General features: G+C 72.0%; 15 protein-coding genes and 2 tRNA genes. 4 read left to right on the top strand and 13 right to left on the bottom strand.

Features of this window, described 5'->3' with window-relative positions; genetic code table 11:
• Positions 1–126 precede the first annotated feature (126 nt).
• The 3 genes from ACZ5OX_RS35725 to ACZ5OX_RS35715 all read right to left on the bottom strand — a co-directional run bounded on the left by ACZ5OX_RS35725 (position 127) and on the right by ACZ5OX_RS35715 (position 2976).
• Positions 127–1104 (bottom strand): ribose-phosphate diphosphokinase, encoded by a 978-nt coding sequence (locus tag ACZ5OX_RS35725; protein WP_392914597.1) that lies wholly within the window; start codon positions 1102–1104, stop codon positions 127–129.
• 203 nt (positions 1105–1307) lie between these two features.
• Entirely contained in the window at positions 1308–2762 is a 1455-nt protein-coding gene (glmU, locus tag ACZ5OX_RS35720; RefSeq protein WP_465636018.1) for a bifunctional UDP-N-acetylglucosamine diphosphorylase/glucosamine-1-phosphate N-acetyltransferase GlmU, read from the bottom strand.
• A gap of 143 nt (positions 2763–2905) precedes the next feature.
• Positions 2906–2976 (bottom strand) — tRNA-Gln (locus ACZ5OX_RS35715).
• 248 nt (positions 2977–3224) lie between these two features.
• Here ACZ5OX_RS35715 and ACZ5OX_RS35710 point away from each other — a divergent pair.
• Together ACZ5OX_RS35710 and ACZ5OX_RS35705 are read left to right on the top strand one after the other, a co-directional pair.
• On the top strand, positions 3225–4274 hold the full coding sequence (locus ACZ5OX_RS35710; protein WP_465636016.1) for an acyl-CoA desaturase: 1050 nt from the start codon (positions 3225–3227) through the stop codon (positions 4272–4274).
• A 188-nt stretch (positions 4275–4462) separates the two neighbouring features.
• Positions 4463–5065, top strand: coding sequence for a TetR/AcrR family transcriptional regulator (locus tag ACZ5OX_RS35705; RefSeq protein ID WP_449790441.1), 603 nt, complete (start codon positions 4463–4465; stop codon positions 5063–5065).
• A gap of 89 nt (positions 5066–5154) precedes the next feature.
• Here the strand turns inward: ACZ5OX_RS35705 and ACZ5OX_RS35700 are convergent, their stop codons facing one another.
• On the bottom strand, positions 5155–5952 hold the full coding sequence (locus ACZ5OX_RS35700; protein ID WP_465636014.1) for a methyltransferase domain-containing protein: 798 nt from the start codon (positions 5950–5952) through the stop codon (positions 5155–5157).
• Positions 5953–6062: 110 nt separating this feature from the next.
• Between ACZ5OX_RS35700 and ACZ5OX_RS35695 the strand changes: the two genes are divergently transcribed.
• Positions 6063–6560 carry a MarR family winged helix-turn-helix transcriptional regulator gene (locus tag ACZ5OX_RS35695; protein WP_392873969.1) on the top strand — a complete coding sequence of 166 codons (498 nt, stop codon included), beginning with the start codon at positions 6063–6065 and terminating at the stop codon, positions 6558–6560.
• A 39-nt stretch (positions 6561–6599) separates the two neighbouring features.
• On the opposite strand, the gene ACZ5OX_RS35690 is transcribed toward ACZ5OX_RS35695, so the two are convergent.
• The 5 genes from ACZ5OX_RS35690 to ACZ5OX_RS35670 all read right to left on the bottom strand — a co-directional run bounded on the left by ACZ5OX_RS35690 (position 6600) and on the right by ACZ5OX_RS35670 (position 10651).
• On the bottom strand, positions 6600–7628 hold the full coding sequence (locus tag ACZ5OX_RS35690; RefSeq protein ID WP_465636012.1) for a LuxR C-terminal-related transcriptional regulator: 1029 nt from the start codon (positions 7626–7628) through the stop codon (positions 6600–6602).
• A 346-nt stretch (positions 7629–7974) separates the two neighbouring features.
• The gene (galE, locus tag ACZ5OX_RS35685) at positions 7975–8937 is read right to left on the bottom strand and encodes a UDP-glucose 4-epimerase GalE (protein WP_465636010.1); all 963 of its coding nucleotides are present in this window, start codon (positions 8935–8937) and stop codon (positions 7975–7977) included.
• A gap of 186 nt (positions 8938–9123) precedes the next feature.
• The gene (locus ACZ5OX_RS35680; RefSeq protein WP_465636008.1) at positions 9124–9792 is read right to left on the bottom strand and encodes a response regulator transcription factor; all 669 of its coding nucleotides are present in this window, start codon (positions 9790–9792) and stop codon (positions 9124–9126) included.
• 170 nt (positions 9793–9962) lie between these two features.
• A tRNA-Thr gene (locus tag ACZ5OX_RS35675) sits at positions 9963–10038 on the bottom strand.
• A 115-nt stretch (positions 10039–10153) separates the two neighbouring features.
• Positions 10154–10651 (bottom strand): winged helix-turn-helix transcriptional regulator, encoded by a 498-nt coding sequence (locus ACZ5OX_RS35670; RefSeq protein WP_465636007.1) that lies wholly within the window; start codon positions 10649–10651, stop codon positions 10154–10156.
• Positions 10652–10809: 158 nt separating this feature from the next.
• On the opposite strand from ACZ5OX_RS35670, the gene ACZ5OX_RS35665 reads away from it, so the two are divergent.
• Positions 10810–11406 carry a flavodoxin family protein gene (locus ACZ5OX_RS35665; protein WP_465636006.1) on the top strand — a complete coding sequence of 199 codons (597 nt, stop codon included), beginning with the start codon at positions 10810–10812 and terminating at the stop codon, positions 11404–11406.
• Positions 11407–11418: 12 nt separating this feature from the next.
• Here the strand turns inward: ACZ5OX_RS35665 and ACZ5OX_RS35660 are convergent, their stop codons facing one another.
• The 4 genes from ACZ5OX_RS35660 to ACZ5OX_RS35645 form a co-directional block, all read right to left on the bottom strand.
• Complete coding sequence (locus tag ACZ5OX_RS35660) at positions 11419–12789, bottom strand: MFS transporter (RefSeq protein WP_465636004.1); 1371 nt, start codon at positions 12787–12789, stop codon at positions 11419–11421.
• A 151-nt stretch (positions 12790–12940) separates the two neighbouring features.
• On the bottom strand, positions 12941–14326 hold the full coding sequence (gene mycP, locus ACZ5OX_RS35655) for a type VII secretion-associated serine protease mycosin (RefSeq protein ID WP_465636002.1): 1386 nt from the start codon (positions 14324–14326) through the stop codon (positions 12941–12943).
• Positions 14327–14438: 112 nt separating this feature from the next.
• Complete coding sequence (locus ACZ5OX_RS35650; protein WP_465636000.1) at positions 14439–15824, bottom strand: S8 family serine peptidase; 1386 nt, start codon at positions 15822–15824, stop codon at positions 14439–14441.
• A 112-nt stretch (positions 15825–15936) separates the two neighbouring features.
• A complete protein-coding gene (locus ACZ5OX_RS35645) occupies positions 15937–17322 on the bottom strand; it encodes a S8 family serine peptidase (RefSeq protein ID WP_465635998.1) in 1386 nt (461 codons plus the stop codon).
• Positions 17323–17359 lie beyond the last annotated feature (37 nt).

The following is a 17359-nucleotide window of genomic DNA, read 5'->3' as shown; positions in this document are numbered from 1 at the left end:
AGGACCGCGGCGGCCACCTCTTCGACCCGACACCCCGAGTCGACCGGCCCCCCCCCCCCCCCCCCCCCCCCCACCCCGCCCCCCCCCCCCCCCCCCCCCCCCCCCCCCCCCCCGCCCGGGACTTCGTCAGTGCACGCCCTCGAAGAGGCTGGTCACCGAGCCCTCCTCGAAGACCTCGCGGATCGCGGCGGCGATCGACGGGGCGATGGACAGCGTGGTGATCTTGTCCAGCTGGAGCGAGGCCGGGGTGGGCAGCGTGTTGGTGAACACGAACTCGCTCACCCGCGAGTTCTTCAGCCGGTCCGCGGCCGGGCCGGAGAGCACACCGTGGGTGGCCGCCACCACGACGTCCGCGGCGCCGTTGTCGAACAGCGCGTCAGCCGCGGCGCAGATGGTGCCGGCGGTGTCGATCATGTCGTCGACGAGCACGCAGACCCGGTCCTTGACGTCACCGACGACGTCGGCCGACAGGATGGTGTTGGCCTGGGTGATGTCGCGGCGCTTGTGGATGATCGCCAGCGGGGCGTCCAGCCGGTCGCACCACTGGTCGGCGACCTTCACGCGGCCGGCGTCCGGCGAGACGACGGTCAGCTTGGAGCGGTCGACCTTCTCGCCGATGTAGTCGGCCAGCAGCGGCAGCGCGAACAGGTGGTCCACCGGGCCGTCGAAGAAGCCCTGGATCTGCGCGGTGTGCAGGTCCACGGCCATCAGGCGGTCGGCACCGGCCTGGCGCAGCAGGTCGGCGATCAGGCGGGCCGAGATGGGCTCGCGGCCGAGGTGCTTCTTGTCCTGGCGGGCGTAGCCGTAGAACGGCAGGATCGCGGTGATGCTCTTGGCGGAGGCCCGCTTCAGAGCATCGATCATGATCAGCTGCTCCATGATCCACTGGTTGATGGGAGCCGTGTGGCTCTGCATCACGAAGCAGTCCGCGCCACGCGCGGAGTCCAGGAAGCGGACGTAGATCTCGCCGTTGGCGAAGTCCAGGGCCTTGGTGGGGACCAGTTCGGTCCCGAGCGCCGCGGCCACCTCCTTCGCCAGCTCCGGGTGGGCACGGCCGGAGAAGAGCTTCAGCTTCTTCTCACCCGACGTCGTGATCCCGCTCACTGCACCGTCTCCTCGCGTTGCGGACGCTGAACCCTCGACCCGGCGGCGGGCAGGCAGGGCCCGCTCGCGGCACGGGTAGGGGAAATGTCGGTACGCCTGGACACGGGCGGTAAGCCCAGTGGCGCACGTATGTCCCCAAGGTTACGCGCCCGCGCAGAAACCGTCCGCCCCGGGACTACCGGCTGTCCCGGGGCGCCGCCCGCTCAGGCCTGCTCGGCCCCGTCCGCCGCCGCCTGCGCGGCCTGCGCGGATGCCGTCCCGGGGCGCTTGCGCTCGACCCAGCCGTCGATGTTGCGCTGGGTGGCCCGGCTCACACCGAGCGCCCCGGCCGGGACGTCGCCGGTGATCACGGAGCCGGCCGCGGTGTAGGCGCCGTCACCGATGGTGACCGGGGCGATGAACATGTTGTCCGAACCGGTCCGGCAGTGCGCGCCGATGACCGTGCGGTGCTTGTTCACGCCGTCGTAGTTCACGGTGACCGAGGCCGCGCCGACGTTGGTGCCCTCGCCGATCGTGGCGTCGCCGATGTAGGACAGGTGCGGCACCTTGGCGCCCTCGCCCAGCTCGGAGTTCTTCACCTCGACGTAGGTGCCGACCTTCGCCTTGCGGGCCAGCTTGGCGCCCGGACGCAGGTAGGCGTACGGACCGGCGGTGGCCAGCTCGCCCACCTCGGCGCGGTCGGCCGTGGTGTTGCTCACCCGGGCGCCGGCGCCGACCAGGGTGTCCTTGAGGGTGGAGTTCGGGCCCACCTCGCAGCCCTCGCCCAGGTGCGTGGCGCCCTGGAGCTGGGTGTTCGGCAGCACCACGGCGTCCGGCTCGTACGTGACCTGCACGTCGAACCAGGTGGTCGCCGGGTCAACCACGGTGACGCCCTCGCGCATCGCCCGCTCCAGCAGGCGGTCGTTCAGCAGCCGACGGGCGTGCGCCAGCTGGACCCGGTCGTTGATGCCCAGGATGTCCCGGTGGTCCTCGGCCACCACGGCGCCGACCCGGTGGCCCGCCTTGCGCAGGATCTCCAGGGTGTCGGTCAGGTACTCCTCGCCCTGCGAGTTGTCCGTGGTGAGCTCGCCCAGCGCCGTGGTGAGCAGCTTGGCGTCGAAGGCGAAGACGCCGGAGTTGATCTCGGTGATCGCGCGCTGGGTGGCGCTGGCGTCCCGCTCCTCGACGATCGCGGCGACGGCGCCGTCCTCGTCCCGCAGGATGCGGCCGTAGCCGAAGGGCTCCGGGACGACGGCGGTCAGCACGGTGACGCCGTTCTGCTGGGCGGCGTGCGCGTCGGCCAGCCGGCGCAGGGTCTCCCCGGTCAGCAGCGGCGAGTCGCCGGCGGTGATGATCACCGTGCCGTCCAGCGCCACGCCGTCGGCGGACAGCGACTCCAGCGCCGTGCGCACGGCGTGCCCGGTGCCGTTCTGCTCCTCCTGCACCGCGGTGCGGGTAGCCGGGTAGTGCTCCGTCAGGTGCGCCACGACCTGCTCGCGCTGGTGCCCGACCACCACGACCAGCTGGCCCGGGGTCAGCTCCCGGGCCGCCGAGACCGCGTGACCCACCAGCGAGCGCCCGCACACCTCGTGCAGCACCTTGGGCAGCTTGTTCGACTTCATCCGGGTCCCGCCACCGGCGGCGAGCACGACAACGGCGGCAAGCGAATTGGCACCCATGCGGGGAGGCTCCTCGGTAGGTTCACAGAGAGGGCAGAGCAGGCCCGGCCCGGACCCAGGCCGGTCGCCATTCGCACAGTCCGCCGAGCAGCACCGACAATACCGGCGCGGGGGAAAACGCCCGAACCCGAGGCGCGCAGAGGCTCCGCCGCTAGGATTCGAACCCAGACAAAGGCCTCCAAAGGGCCCTGTGCTGCCATTACACCACGGCGGACAGTCGTGTCAGACCCTACCCGAGAGGGCCCTGCCGTGGGTATCGAACTGCACCGATCCACGGCCCCGATTCGGCCTCCGGTGGCCGAACCCGCCGGACCCGCGGTTCATCCATCCAGTCGGGTGAATTCACTCAAGTGCCGCGCGGCGGAGTGTTCCGCTGGACGCGGAGCGCAACCTACGATGCCGTAGGTTACGCCAACGTAGCTCCGCTTCTCTCCCGTTCCGGAACGCCGCAAAGGGACGCCCATGACCATTCAGGCAGGCGAGGCGCGCGCGGAGAACGCCGCGTCCCGCACTCCGTCGCCCGACTCCGACCCGGCCGACGTCATCGAGTCCGCCGACAGCGTCGAGACCGCCGGGGCCACCGGGACCGACACCGCGGCCACCCGGCTGTCCGCCACCCGCGGCGGGGAGAAGCAGGGCCTGGCCGAGCGGATCGCGCTCTCCCTGTTCATCCTGGTGCCGTTCGCCGCCCTGGTGGCCGCCGTCCCGGTGGCCTGGGGCTGGGGGCTGGGCTGGACGGACCTCGCGATCACCGCCGGCATGTACTACCTCACCTGCCACGGCATCACCATCGGCTACCACCGCTACTTCACCCACGGCGCTTTCAAGGCCCGCCGCCCGATGCGCCTGGCGCTGGCGATCGCCGGGAGCCTCGCCGTCGAGGGCCCGCTGGTGCGCTGGGTGGCAGACCACCGCAAGCACCACCGGTTCAGCGACAAGGACGGCGACCCCCACTCGCCGTGGCGCTACGGGGAGAGCGTCCCGGCGCTGATGAAGGGCCTGTGGTGGGCCCACATGGGCTGGATGTTCGACGAGGAGCAGACCTCGCAGCTCAAGTACGCCCCCGACCTGGTGCGCGACCCGGCCATGAGGCGGATCTCCCGGCTGTTCTGGCTCTGGACCACCATCTCGCTGCTGCTGCCCGCGCTGATCGGCGGCCTGGTGAGCCTGTCCTGGGAGGGGGCGCTGTCCGCCTTCTTCTGGGGTTCGCTGGTCCGGGTGGCACTGCTGCACCACGTCACCTGGTCGATCAACTCGATCTGCCACGCCGTCGGCCGGCGCCCGTTCCGCTCCCGGGACCGCTCCGGCAACGTCTGGTGGCTCGCCCTGCTCTCCTGCGGCGAGTCCTGGCACAACCTGCACCACGCCGACCCGACCGCGGCCCGGCACGGGGTGCTGCGCGGGCAGATCGACTCCTCGGCCCGGCTGATCCGCTGGTTCGAGCTGGCCGGCTGGGTGCGGGACGTCCGCTGGCCGGACGCGCAGCGGATCGCCGCCCGCCGCGCCGCATGAGGCGTCGCTTCCAGCATGATGTAGGGGTGAACGGGAGCAGCGCAGACAGCACAGGCGGTCACCACAGCACGCGGACGGACGCGGCGCCCGCCTCGGCGCCGACCCGTCCGCGGCCCGCTGCACCGGCGGCCGGCCCCGGCGAGGGCGACTCCGCCCCGGCCCCGCGCCGCCGGGGCGGCCGGGTCCGGATGACCGGCAAACAGCGGCGCGAGCAGCTGCTGGAGATCGGCCGGACGGTCTTCGCGGAGCGCGGCTACGACGGCACCTCGGTGGAGGAGATCGCCGAGCGCGCCGGGGTGTCGAAGCCCGTGGTGTACGAGCACTTCGGCGGCAAGGAGGGGCTCTACGCGGTGGTCGTCGACCGCGAGATGCAGCTGCTGCTGGACATGGTGACCGGGGCCCTGACCGGCGGGCACTCGCGCGAGCTGCTGGAGCAGGCCGCCTTCGCGCTGATGGACTACATCGACACCTCGACGGACGGCTTCCGGATCCTGGTCCGGGACTCCCCGGTGGCCCAGTCGACCGGCACCTTCGCCTCGCTGATCAGCGACATCGCCACCCAGGTCGAGGACATCCTGGGCCTGGAGTTCAAGTCCCGCGGCTTCGACGCCCGGCTGGCCCCGATGTACTCGCAGATGCTGGTCGGGATGGTCGCGCTGACCGGGCAGTGGTGGCTGGAGGTCCGCAAGCCGGACAAGGCGACGGTGGCGGCGCACCTGGTGAACCTCGCCTGGCACGGGCTGGAGGGCCTGGAGCGGCACCCGAAGCTGGTCGGCGAGCGCAAGGCCTGACCGGCCGGGGCCGTCGCGGGCCACCCCGTTCGGCCCAACCGGCCCGGCGTCGGCCCGGCGTCCGGCTCGACCCGCTCGGCCCGTCCGGCTCAGTCCGGCTGCCTGGTCCCCACCGCGAAGATCCGCCGGAACGGGAACACCGTCCCGTGCGCCCCGGCCGGGTAGGCCTCGCGCAGCAGCCGCCCGTACTCGGCGAGGAAGGCGGCGCGGTCGGCCGGGTCGGTGAGCCGGGTGAGGACCGGGCGCAGCGCGGTGCCCTTGACCCACTCCAGGACCGGGTCCGCCCCCGGCAGCAGGGTCAGGTAGGTGGTCTCCCAGACGTCCGGGAGGCAGCCGGCGGCGACCAGGGCGTCGAGGTAGCGCTCGGGCCGGTGGACGCCGGCCCGGACGGCCTCCTCGCCGAGCGCGTCCCGCCAGCGGGCGCTGCGGCGCAGGTCGGCGAGCAGGGTGTGGCTGGGGGCGTCGAAGTTGCCGGGCACCTGGAAGGCGAGCACCCCGCCGGGTTCGAGGGCGTCCGCCCAGCGCGGCAGCAGCGCCAGGTGCCCGTCCACCCACTGGAGGGTGGCGTTGGAGACGATCAGGTCCGGCCGGGCCGGGGCCGGGTCGTAGTCGCGGGCGTCGGCGAGCAGGTACTCGGCGCTGGGCTCGCCGTCGGTGCGGGCGGCGGCCAGCATCGGGGCGGAGTTGTCGACGCCGGTGAGGCGGGCGCGCGGCCAGCGCTCGCGCAGGACGGCGGTGGAGTTGCCCGGGCCGCAGCCGATGTCCAGGATCGCCTCGGCACCGGGGTGCGGGAGGGCGGGGACGCGGGCGAGCAGGTCGCGCAGCGGGCGGGTGCGTTCGTCGGCGAAGCGCAGGTACTGCTCCGGGTCCCAGACGGGATCGGTCATGGCTCACCTCGCAGGTATCTCGACATCAAGATATCTCGGGTAGCCTCGCTGGCACATTTCTCGATGTCAAGAGACTTCACATCGACACATCCACCGATACACTGATCGTCATGGAGGACGAGGTCGACAGGCTGGTCGCAGCGTGGCGCCGGGAGCGCCCCGACCTCGACGTGGAGCCGCTGGAGGTGCTCAGCCGGGTCAGCCGGCTCGCCCGGCACCTGGACCGCGCCCGCCGCGCCGCCTTCGCCGAGCACGGCCTGGAGCCCTGGGAGTTCGACGTCCTGACCGCCCTGCGGCGGGCCGGCTCCCCGTACCAGCTCTCCCCCGGCCAGCTGCTCACCCAGACCCTGGTCACCTCGGGCACCATGACCAACCGGATCGACCGGCTCACCGGCAAGGGCCTGGTCAAGCGCCTGCCCGACCCGGACGACCGGCGCGGCGTGCTGGTTCGGCTCACCGACGACGGCCGCGACCGCGCCGACCAGGCGCTCGCCGGGCTGCTCGCGCACGAACGCGAACTGCTCGCCCAGCTCAGCTCCGGCCAGCAGACCGAACTCGCCGCGCTGCTACGGGTGCTGGTCGCCCCGTTCGACAACATCCCGGGCTGACGGCGGCTCCCGGGCTCCCCTTCCGACGCGGCTCCCGGCTCAGGGCCGTTCGACGCTGCCGACCACCGAGGGCGGCGGGGGCGCGGCCGGCTCGGCGGGACTGACCCCGGCCCGGCGGGCGACCGCGACGGCCGCCAGCGTGGAGTGCACCCCGAGCTTGCCCAGCACGTTCTGCATGTGCGTCCGGACGGTGTGCGGCGACAGGTAGAGCCGCTCCGCCACGGCCTGCCGGCCGAGGCCCGCGACCATGCAGCGCAGGATCTGCTTCTCCCGCGGGGTCAGGGTGTCCACCAGCCGCTCGCTCTCGGTGCGGTCCCGCCGGGCGGTGGTGAGCTCGCGGATCACCCCGGTGAGCAGTGCGGGCGGCAGGTGCGTCTCGTCCCGCAGCACGCCCCGGACCACCGCGAGCAGCCGGGCCAGCGAACTCTCCTTGGCCACCCAGCCGGTGGCGCCCGCGTGCAGGGCGCGGGCGGCGCGGTGCGGGTCGTCGGCGGCGGCCAGCACAACGGCGCGCAGCCCGGGGTGGGCGCGGCGGAGCCGGGCCAGCAGGGTGATGCCGTCGGGCGTCGGGGCCGCGGGTCTCAGCTGGTCGCCCCGCAGCGGGTCCACCACCGGACGGGCGCCGGGCAGCGGCCCGCCCGACAGCGCGACGGGCGCCCCCGGCGGTACGGCCGGCCGGCGCGGCTGCGGTACGGGCGGGGCGGCGCGGACTCGCCGGGCCTCCTCGCCGTGCTCCGCGCCCGGCCGCCGACGGGCGAATGCTCCGCCGACTCCGGGTGCCCCCGGTCCGCCGGGCTGCCCGACCGCCCCGGTCCCACCGGGTAACCCGGCCGCACCGGGCACTCCGGCCGTGCCGCCCGTGCCACCCGCCTCGACTCCGAGGTCGGCGTCGATCAGTGCCACGTCGTAGGCGCGGCCCTCGCCGGCCGCACGCTCCAAGGCCCGCTCGGCGGCGGCGGCACTGCCGGCCGCCCCCACCTCCACGTCCGGCTCGGCGGCCAGCGCCGCGGCCAGTGCCTCGGCGAAGATCCGGTGGTCGTCGACCACCAGGACGCGAATCCGCGCCATCGTCCCTCCCCCTGCTCAGACCGCCCGAGCCCGGGGCGGGACCGGCCCGGCATCCGCGCTCCGGACCCGCCGTTCCGCCCGCCCACCGGTGGCCGGTGAGACCGAATGGGCGCCGGCCCCCACCGGTACCGCACTCAGCGTACGGGGCGGGAAACGCGCTCGTGGCGATTCGGTGAAGTTTCGTCAGAAGGCGCGCGGGCAGCCGGACTTGGAGCATCCGACCGCCCCCGCGGGGCGCCGCGCCCGGACGCCTTCCGAGTGCGGCGCCGCACCGGCGGTCGGGCCGGGATCTCCCCCGACCGGCCCCTCCCCGGCGCTTGTCGCCCAGTGGCCGTTCTTCTGTCGCTCAGCGGCCGTTCTTCGCCAGGGTGAACTTCCAGGCGTCGGCGACGATCTCGTCCAGGTTCGGGCGGCGCGGAGTCCAGCCGAGCGCCTCGTGGGCGCGGGCGGCCGAGGCCACCAGCACCGCCGGGTCGCCGGCCCGCCGGCCCTCGACCCGCACCGGGATCTCCCGGCCGGTGACGCGCTTCACCGACTCGATCACCTCGCGCACCGAGAAGCCGCTGCCGTTGCCCAGGTTGCAGATCAGGTGCTCGCCCGGCTCGGCCGTGTCCAGCGCCAGCAGGTGCGCCTCGGCCAGGTCGGCGACGTGGATGTAGTCGCGGATGCAGGTGCCGTCCGGGGTCGGGTAGTCGTCGCCGTACACCGCGATGTGCGGGCGCTGACCCAGCGCGGCCTGGAAGACCAGCGGGATCAGGTGCGACTCGGGGTCGTGCCGCTCACCGTACGCACCGTACGCGCCGGCCACGTTGAAGTAGCGCAGCGAGACGGCGGCCAGACCGTGCGCGACGGCCTCACTGGTGATCAGGTGGTCCACGGCGAGCTTGGTGGCGCCGTAGGTGTTGGTCGGCGCGGTGCGGGCGGTCTCGGCGATCGGCACGACCTCCGGCTCGCCGTAGGTGGCGGCGGTGGACGAGAACACCAGTTTGCGCACGCCCGCCGCGCGCATCGAGCTGATCAGCTCCAGCGAGCCGGCCACGTTGTTGCGCCAGTACTTCTCCGGGTCCGCGACCGACTCGCCGACCTGCGAGGAGGCGGCGAAGTGCAGCACACCGTCGAAGGAGCCGTCCAGCACCTTGCCGGCCTCCTGGATCCGGCCCTCGACGAACTCGGCACCGTCCGGGACGCCCTCGCGGAAACCGGTGGAGAGGTCGTCCAGGACGGTCACCTGGTGCCCCGCCTCCAGCAGGTGGGCGGCGACCACACTGCCGACGTAGCCGGCGCCACCCGTGACCAGGTACTTACTCATGTTGCGACCTCCAGCGAACGACGGTCCGCCCGTCGGGCGGAAGCCATCGACGGAATGCGTACGACTGGGGTCATTCTCCCAATCCCCCCGAGGTGCTCCGCACCACGCGGACGACTGATTCCAGCCTTCTCACCGAGCCGTCGGCCACCGGTTCACCGAGCCGTCGGCCACCGGTTCACCAAGCCGTCAGCCGCCGGCCATCCGCTCCAGCAGACCAGTGCGCGCCGCGACCGCGGCCGCCTCCAGCCGGGTCCGCGCGCCGAGCTTCATCAGCACCCGCTGGACGTGCGTCCGGGCGGTACTGGCGGCGATCCGCATCCCGGCGGCGATCGCCGCGGTGTCCTCGCCGTCCGCGATCCGGGCCAGCACCTGCACCTCACGGCGGGTCAGCAGCCGCAGCAGCCGCACGGCCTCGTCGTCCGGCTCCTCCGCCGGGCGCAGCAGCTGGTCGAAGGCCCCCCGCAGGATGTCCACCGCGACCGCGGCCTCGCCCGCGCGCGCCCGCCCGATGGCCCGCTCGACCACCTCGATCCGCTCGTCGCTGGGCACGTACCCGGCCGCTCCGGCCGCGAACGCCGCAGCCACCCCTCGCAGTTCGCCCACCGGGCCGAGCACGATCACGGCCACCTCGGGGCGTTCGCGACGAATCCGGCGCAGCCCGTCGAAGGCGCCCGGATCCCCCGGCCCGGCCACCCCCAGCAGGCACACCTCCGGCCGTCGCCCGACCACCAGATCGGCGGCGACGCCCGCCGGGGAACCGACCGCGAGCACCCGGTGACCGCGCAGTTGAAGTGCGGTGGCCAGCGCCTCCGCCAGCAACCGGTGGTCGTCCACCACCACGAGTCGAACACCCATGACGCCCTCCAGGTCGGGGTCCGGCTCGCGCCCGCACCCCTCGGGCGGGCGGCCGATGACGCACCATCACAGCGCATTCCGCACCCGCCCCGCTAGGCCGTGGCGTGTCGACCGTGCGGAACCGGCCGGGAAACGCGAAAGACCCCCGCCGTGAGGCGAGGGTCTTTCAGTGGAGCCCCCATGCGGAATCGAACCGCAGACCTTCTCCTTACCATGGAGACGCTCTACCGACTGAGCTATAGGGGCTTGCTCGCTTGCCGGTGTTTCTCCCGGCCGCTCGAACAAGGAAGACATTACACGGCTCCGGGCCCGGAAGGGAAATCGGCCTCCGCTCCGCCCGCACCGGGCGACCGGAGGCGACTCAGCCCTCGCCGTGCGCCGCGTCGAACTCCTCGCGGGCCGCCAGCATCCGCCCGGCGCGACGCTCCGTCCACCGGCCGACCGGCTCCAGCAGCTCGGCCAGCTCGCGGCCGAGCGGCAGCAGGTCGTAGACCACCCGCGGCGGCGTCTCCGGGAAGACCGTACGGAGCACCAGCCCGTTGCGCTCCAGATTGCGCAGGGACTGGGTGAGCATCTTGCGGCTGACCCCGCCGATCCCGCGCTGGAGCTCGGAGAAGCGCTGCGAACCGGAGAGGTGCAGGCTCGTCAGGATCAGCATCGACCACTTGTCGGCCAGCTCGGCGAACACCTCACGACTGGGGCACAGCCGCGCGAACCGGTCGTACTCCTGCCCACCCCGGGCGTCGGACCAGCCCTGAACGTCGGACCCACCCTGAACGTCGGGCCCGTCCTGCGCGCCTTGCCCGCCCGCTTCCACGGGCCGTCCGCTCCTGGCCCGCGCCGCTCGCTCCGTCGTCATGCGTCCAGGGTAGCCCGGCCGGTCTCCATTCCACCCTTGGTAACCAATAGAGACTTGGTCTACATTGGAGACCGAACGAGTCGGGGTCGCTGCCACCGCGCCGCGCCCCTTCCCGTCCCCACGCCCGCCCGCGCCCGTCCCCTTCCCTGGAGTGCCGCATGACCGCCGTCCGTCCGACCGTCGCCCTCGCCTACCACTCCGGCTACGGCCACACCGCCGTGATCGCCGAGGCCGTCGCCCGTGGCGCCGCCGCCGCGGGTGCCGAGGTCGTCACGATCGCCGTCGACACCATCACCGAGGAGCAGTGGGCCCAGCTGGACGGCGCCGACGCGATCGTCTTCGGCTCCCCCACCTACATGGGCACCGCCTCCGGCGCCTTCCACACCTTCGCCGAGGCCACCAGCAAGCGCTGGTTCACCGACGCCTGGAAGGACAAGGTCGCGGCCGGCTTCACCAACTCCGGCTCCAAGAGCGGCGACAAGGCCGGCACCCTCGGCTTCTTCCAGACCCTCGCCGCCCAGCACGGCATGAACTGGGTCAACCTCGGCCTCAAGCCCGGCTGGAACTCCACCGCCAACTCCGAGAACGACCTCAACCGGCTCGGCTTCTTCAACGGCGCCGCCGCCTCGTCCCCGGTCGACGCCGGCCCGGAAGGCGTCCACAAGGCCGACATCGCCACCGCCGAGCACCTGGGCGAGCGCGTCGCCCGGCACACCGCCGTCGTGCTGGCCGGCCGCGCCGCCCTGGCCGGCTGAGCTCCCGCTCCGCTACGCCGCCGGGTCCGCCCCCCACCAGGGCGCCCGGCGGCGTCCGCCGTCCACCGGACCGTCGACCGGCTCCTCCGCCGAGCCGCCCACCGAGCCGAGCTCCGCGCCGGTGTTCTCCGGCAGCATCCGCAGACACCCCAGCGCCAGCACCCCCAGCACCGCCAGGTACCAGCCCACCGGCTGCGCCGTCCCGTACGCCCCGGTCAGCCGGGTGGCCACCAGCGGCGTCGTCGCCCCGCCGACCACCCCGCCCAGGTTGTACGTCAGCGCCGCGCCCGTGTAACGCACCCGGGTCGGGAACAGCTCCGGCAGGAACGCCGCCAACGGCCCGAACACGCCGCCCAGCACCACCATCGACCCCGCCAACGCGACGAACATCAACGGCCGGCTCACCGTCTCCAGCAGCGGGAACAGCACCAGCGCCCAGGCCGCGGCCAGACCCGTCGCCCAGAACAGCGTCCGCCGCCGGCCCCACCGGTCACTGCGCGAGGCGCTCAGCCACACCGTCGCCGCCATGCCCGCCGCGCCGACCAGCAGCATCGACAGCACCAGCGTGCTCGCCACCCCGAGCCCGCCGGTCGCGTACGCCAGCGCGTACGTCGTGGTCAGGTAGAACAGCGCGTACCCCACGGTGATCGCCCCGCTGCCCGCCAACACCGGACGCCAGTGCCCCCGCAGCACCTCCAGCACCGGCAGCCGCTCCCGGCGGCCCTCCGTCCGGAACAGCGGCGACTCCTCGACCCGCAGTCGGACGAACAGCCCCACCGCGACCATGACGAACGAGGCCAGGAACGGCACCCGCCAACCCCACGCACGGAACGCCCCTTCGTCCAAGCCGAGTTGCAGCGCCAGGAACACCCCGTTCGCCAGCACGAACCCGATCGTCGGCCCCAACTGCAGGAACCCCCCGTACCGCCCCCGCCGCCCGGCCGGGGCGCTCTCCGCGATCAGCAGCGCCGCCCCGCCCCACTCCCCGCCCAACCCGACGCCCTGACACACCCGCAGCACCACCAGCACCGCCGGCGCCCACCACCCCCACACCCCGAACCCCGGCAGCAGCCCCACCCCGGCCGTCGCCAGCCCCATCAGCAGCAGCGACACCACCAGCGTCGCCCTCCGCCCCACCCGGTCCCCGAAGTGACCGAACACCACCGCCCCCACCGGCCGGGCCAGAAACGCCACCGCGTACACCGAGAACGCCGCCAACAGCGCCCCCACCGCGCCCAGCCCGGGAAAGAACACCGGCCCGAACACCAACGCGGCCGCCGTCCCGTAAATGAAGAAGTCGTAGAACTCGATCGCCGTCCCGATCAGCGCCGCAGCCGCCGCCCGCCGCACCTGCCCGACCCGCCAAGCACCCTCCGCATCCATACCGCCAACCCTCGCCACCCCCACCCCACCCCCACCAGCCTCCACCCGAGTGACCCCGGCGCACACCCCCACCCCTCACGCCCCACGAACGCGCGCGAGGGCGCCAGGATGAACCCGACGCCCTCGCGCATGTGTCCGACCCCGAACGCGGCTACCTCGCGTACGGGTTGTCCTCCGGCGGCACCGGCGGCCGGTACGACGGCGGAGGCGGCACCGCCCCCATCGGCTGCTGCGGCGGCACCTGGAGCACCTCGGGCTCCCCGGCCGGCTTCCGCCTGCGCCGCACCACCACGAACACCACCCCAGCCACCACCAACAACCCGGCAACCACACCAGCCACGATCGGCACCGTGCCGCTCGAACCCGAGGACTCCTCAGCCCTCGGCTGCGCCGTCGACGCACCGACAGCGACATCGGTCGGCGTGCCAGCCGGGCTCGGCACCGCCGACGCGGGAGCGGACGCACTCGCCGTAGGCGCCGGGGCCGCCGACGGCGTAGCCGCGTCAGCCGGCAGCGGCGACACGTTCGCGGGGCCCGGGTCACCCGGATCCGTCACCGCGATACGCGGGCGCACCGCACCGTAACCGACGATGTCATTGCGGCCGGACCCGTCATTTGGCTTTCCCGCCGTATTGATGAGGACCCGCAGGACCTGATTCGCCGTCCAGTCCGGGTGCAACGACCACACCAAAGCCGCCGATGCGGAAACCACGGCGGCCGCATCCGAAGTGCCATGGCCCTTGCAGTACCCGGTCACGCTTGAGCAGGCCGCGATCATGTCCGTACCAGGGGCGATGAAGACGACCTGCGGCCCGCGCTCTGACTCGGCGGTGACCGTGCCGTTCCGGTCCGAAGCCCCTACACCGACCACGTTGGGCAGGGCTCCCGGGTACTCGACAACGTTCCCCTGATCCCCGGAGTTTCCGACGCTGGAGACCACGAGCGATCCCTTGGTACGAGCCCACGCCAAGATCTTGTTCAGCTTCTCCACATCGGCCGGGGAAGTCGTGACAGCGGCCGTTCCCTGCGAGATGTTGATGACCTTGGCACCCTGCTCGACCGCATACGTCACCGCCTGGCCGATCTGGTCCAAAAAATCAGCCGAAACCACCGCGTGCTCGGATCCGTTGGCAATCTTCAACGGAAGAATCCTGGCGCCGGGGGCTAGGCCGTAGGCTCCATTGCCGCCATTCGATTTACCGGTTCCGGCGATGAGGCCGGCCATCTGCGTGCCATGGCTCTCCGCATAGGAGCCGACCCCGCCCGGACTTCCGCTGAAGTCCTTACCAGGCAAGAACTGCCCGGCCAGATCCGGGTGGTCCAGCTTGAAGCCGCTGTCGATCACGGCAACGGTGACGTTCTCCCCTTTGGAGACCTTCCACATCTCCGGGGCGTGCATGGCATCCAGGTGCCACTGATCGGCACGAATCGAGCCGTCCGCAACCGCGGGTGCTGCGACCGGGCCGACCACGATCCCCGCCGCCAGAAGTGCCGCAGCAGCAGCCCGCCAACGCGCTCGCACGTCCGTCCGCCCCATCACAACTCCTCGTCAATCTCTCCGTCGACCGGGAAGCACACGCCGAACAAGCCTGCCCGGCCACCGAGAAGGCCCAGTGGCCGGGCAGCTGTCACCATCCGCTGACGATCGATCACCTCGCGTACGGGTTGTCCTCCGGCGGCACCGGCGGCTGGTACGACGGCGGCGGAGGTACCGCCCCCATCGGCTGCTGCGGCGGCACCCGGACCGCCGCGGGCTCTCCAGCCGGCTTCCGCCTGCGCCGCACCACCACGAACACCACCCCGACCACCACCAACAACCCGGCAACCACACCAGCCACGATCGGCACCGTGCCGCTCGAACCCGAGGACTCCTCAGCCCTCGGCTGCGCCGTCGACGCACCGACGGCGACATCGGTCGGCGTGTCAGCCGGGCTCGGTGCCGACGACGCGGGAGCGGACGCACTCGCTGTAGGCGTCGGGGCCGCCGTCGGCACAGCGGAGCCGACTGGAAGCGGTGACACGTTCGCAGGGCCGGGGTCCCCCGGGTCCGTCAGGGCAACACGCGGGCGCACCGCGCCGTAACCGACGATGTCATTGCGGCCGGACCCGTCATTTGGCTTTCCCGCCGTATTGATGAGCACCCGCAGAACCTGGTTGCCCGTCCAGCTCGGATGCGCCGCCCACACCAATGCCGCGGAGGCCGACACCACGGCGGTCGCATCCGACGTGCCATGACTCTTGCAGTAGCCCGTGGACGCGGTGCAAGCCGCGATCATATCCATGCCAGGCGCGACGAATACCACCTGCGGGCCTCGCTCGGACTCCGCCGTGACACTGCCGTTTCGATCCGAAGCCCCGACGCCGACCACCCCGGGAAGCGCGCCGGGATATTCGATGGGATTCCCCTTCTCGGCTTCGTTCCCAACGGCAGCGAACACCAGGGCTCCCTTTTCCCTGGACGCCGCGATGATCCCGTTGAGTTTTGCCACATCCGCCGGGAAGGCCGTCACCGCGTCGATCCCTTGAGAAATGTTGATGACCTTTGCACCCTGAGCGACGGCATAGTCGATGGCCTGCCCGATCTGACCAAGGAAATCGGTCGAGACGACCGACCCGACCTTACCGGTGTTGATCTTCAACGGAAGCACCTTGACGCCTGGCGCCAGCCCCTGTGCGCCGGTGCCCCCGTTTCCCTTTCCCGTCCCGGCGATGAAGCTGGAGATCGCCGTGCCGTGGCCGTCCGCGAACGAACCCACACCGCCCGGACTTCCGCTGAAGTCCTGGCCGGGCAGGAACTGCCCGGCCAGGTCCGGATGATCGAACTTGAACCCGCTGTCGATCACCGCGACCGTGACGCCCTGTCCCTTGGTGGCCTTCCACATCTCCGGGGCGTGCATGGCCTCCAGATGCCACTGCTGCTGCCGGATCGTGTCTTCGGCAACCGCGGGTGCTGCGACCGGGCCGACCACGATCCCCGCCGCCAGAAGTGCTGCAGCAGCAGCCCGCCAACGCGCTCGCACGTTCGTCCGCCCCATCACAACTCCTCGTCAATCTCTCCGTCGACCGGGAAGCGCGCCCCGAACAAGCCTGCCCGGCCACCGGGGAATCCCAGTGGCCGGGCAGTCGTTGCCGTCCGCTGACGATCGATCACCTAGCGTACGGGTTGTCCTCCGGCGGCACCGGCGGCTGGTACGACGGCGGCGGAGGTACCGCCCCCATCGGCTGCTGCGTTGGCACCTGGGCGACCTCGGGCCGCCCGGCCGGCTTCCGCCTGCGCCGCACCACCACGAACACCACCCCGACCACCACCAACAGCCCGGCAACCACACCCGCCACGATCGGCACCGTGCCGCTCGAACCCGACGCCCCCTCCGCCTCCGGCTGCGCCGTCGACGCCCCGACAGCGACATCGGTCGGCGTGTCGGCCGGGCTCGGCACCGCCGACGCGGGAGCGGACGCACTCGCCGAAGGCGACGCGGCAGTCGAAGGTGCGACCGTCGCCGTCGGAATAGGTGAAACATCCGCCGGACCAGGGTCGCCCGGATCAGTCAACGCAACCCTGGGGCGGATCACGCCGTAGCCGATCAGCTCGTTGCGCGTGGACCCGTCATTCGGCTTGCCGGCCGTATTGATGAGCACTCGCAGGACCTGGTTCGCAGTCCAGTCCTTGTGGGCGGACCAGACAAGAGCAGCGGAGGCGGAAACCAGGGCTGAAGAGTCCGAAGTGCCATGGCTCTTGCAGTAACCCGTAGATGAAGTGCAGGCCCCGATGACATCCACACCCGGTGCGGCAAGAGCGACCTGCGGCCCCCGCTCGGACTCGGCCGTGACAGTTGCGTTTCGATCAACCGCCCCTACACCCACCACGCCGGGAAGAGCCCCTGGGTACTCAACGGGATTCCCCTTTTCGGCTTCGTTCCCGACACTCGAAAAGATGAGGACGCCCTTTTCCCTGGCGGTCGCGATGATCCGGTTCAGCTTGGCCACATCCTCCGGCTGGGGCATCACCGAATTCATGCCCTGCGAAATATTGATGACCTTCGCACCTTGGTCGACCGCGTAGGTGATTGCCTCTCCGATCTGCCCGAGGAAGTCAGCGGAGATCAACGTCCCAACAGACCCGTTGTTGATTTTCAGCGGAAGCACCTTGACGCCCGGAGCCAGCCCCTGTGCGCCGGTGCCCCCGTTTCCCTTTCCCGTCCCGGCAATCAGACTGGCGATGCCCGTTCCGTGGCCGTCTCCGAACGAGCCCACGCCGCCGGGGCTTCCGCTGAAGTCCTTTCCTGGCAGGAACTGCCCGTCCACGTCCGGATGATCCAGCTTGAACCCGCCGTCGATCACGGCGACGGTGATGCCCTGCCCCTTGGTAACCTTCCACATCTCCGGGGCGTGCATGGCCTCCAGATGCCACTGCTGCTGCCGGATCGTGTCTTCGGCAACCGCGGGTACTGCGACCGGGCCGACCACGATCCCCGCCGCCAGAAGTGCCGCAGCAGCAGCCCGCCAACGCGCTCGCGCGTTCGTCCGCCCCATCACAACTCCTCGTCAATCTCTCCGTCGACCGGGAAGC

This window comes from Kitasatospora sp. NPDC032121 (assembly GCF_055580145.1).
Note: the sequence above shows the minus strand (reverse complement) of the source record. Positions and strands in the feature narration are given on the sequence as shown.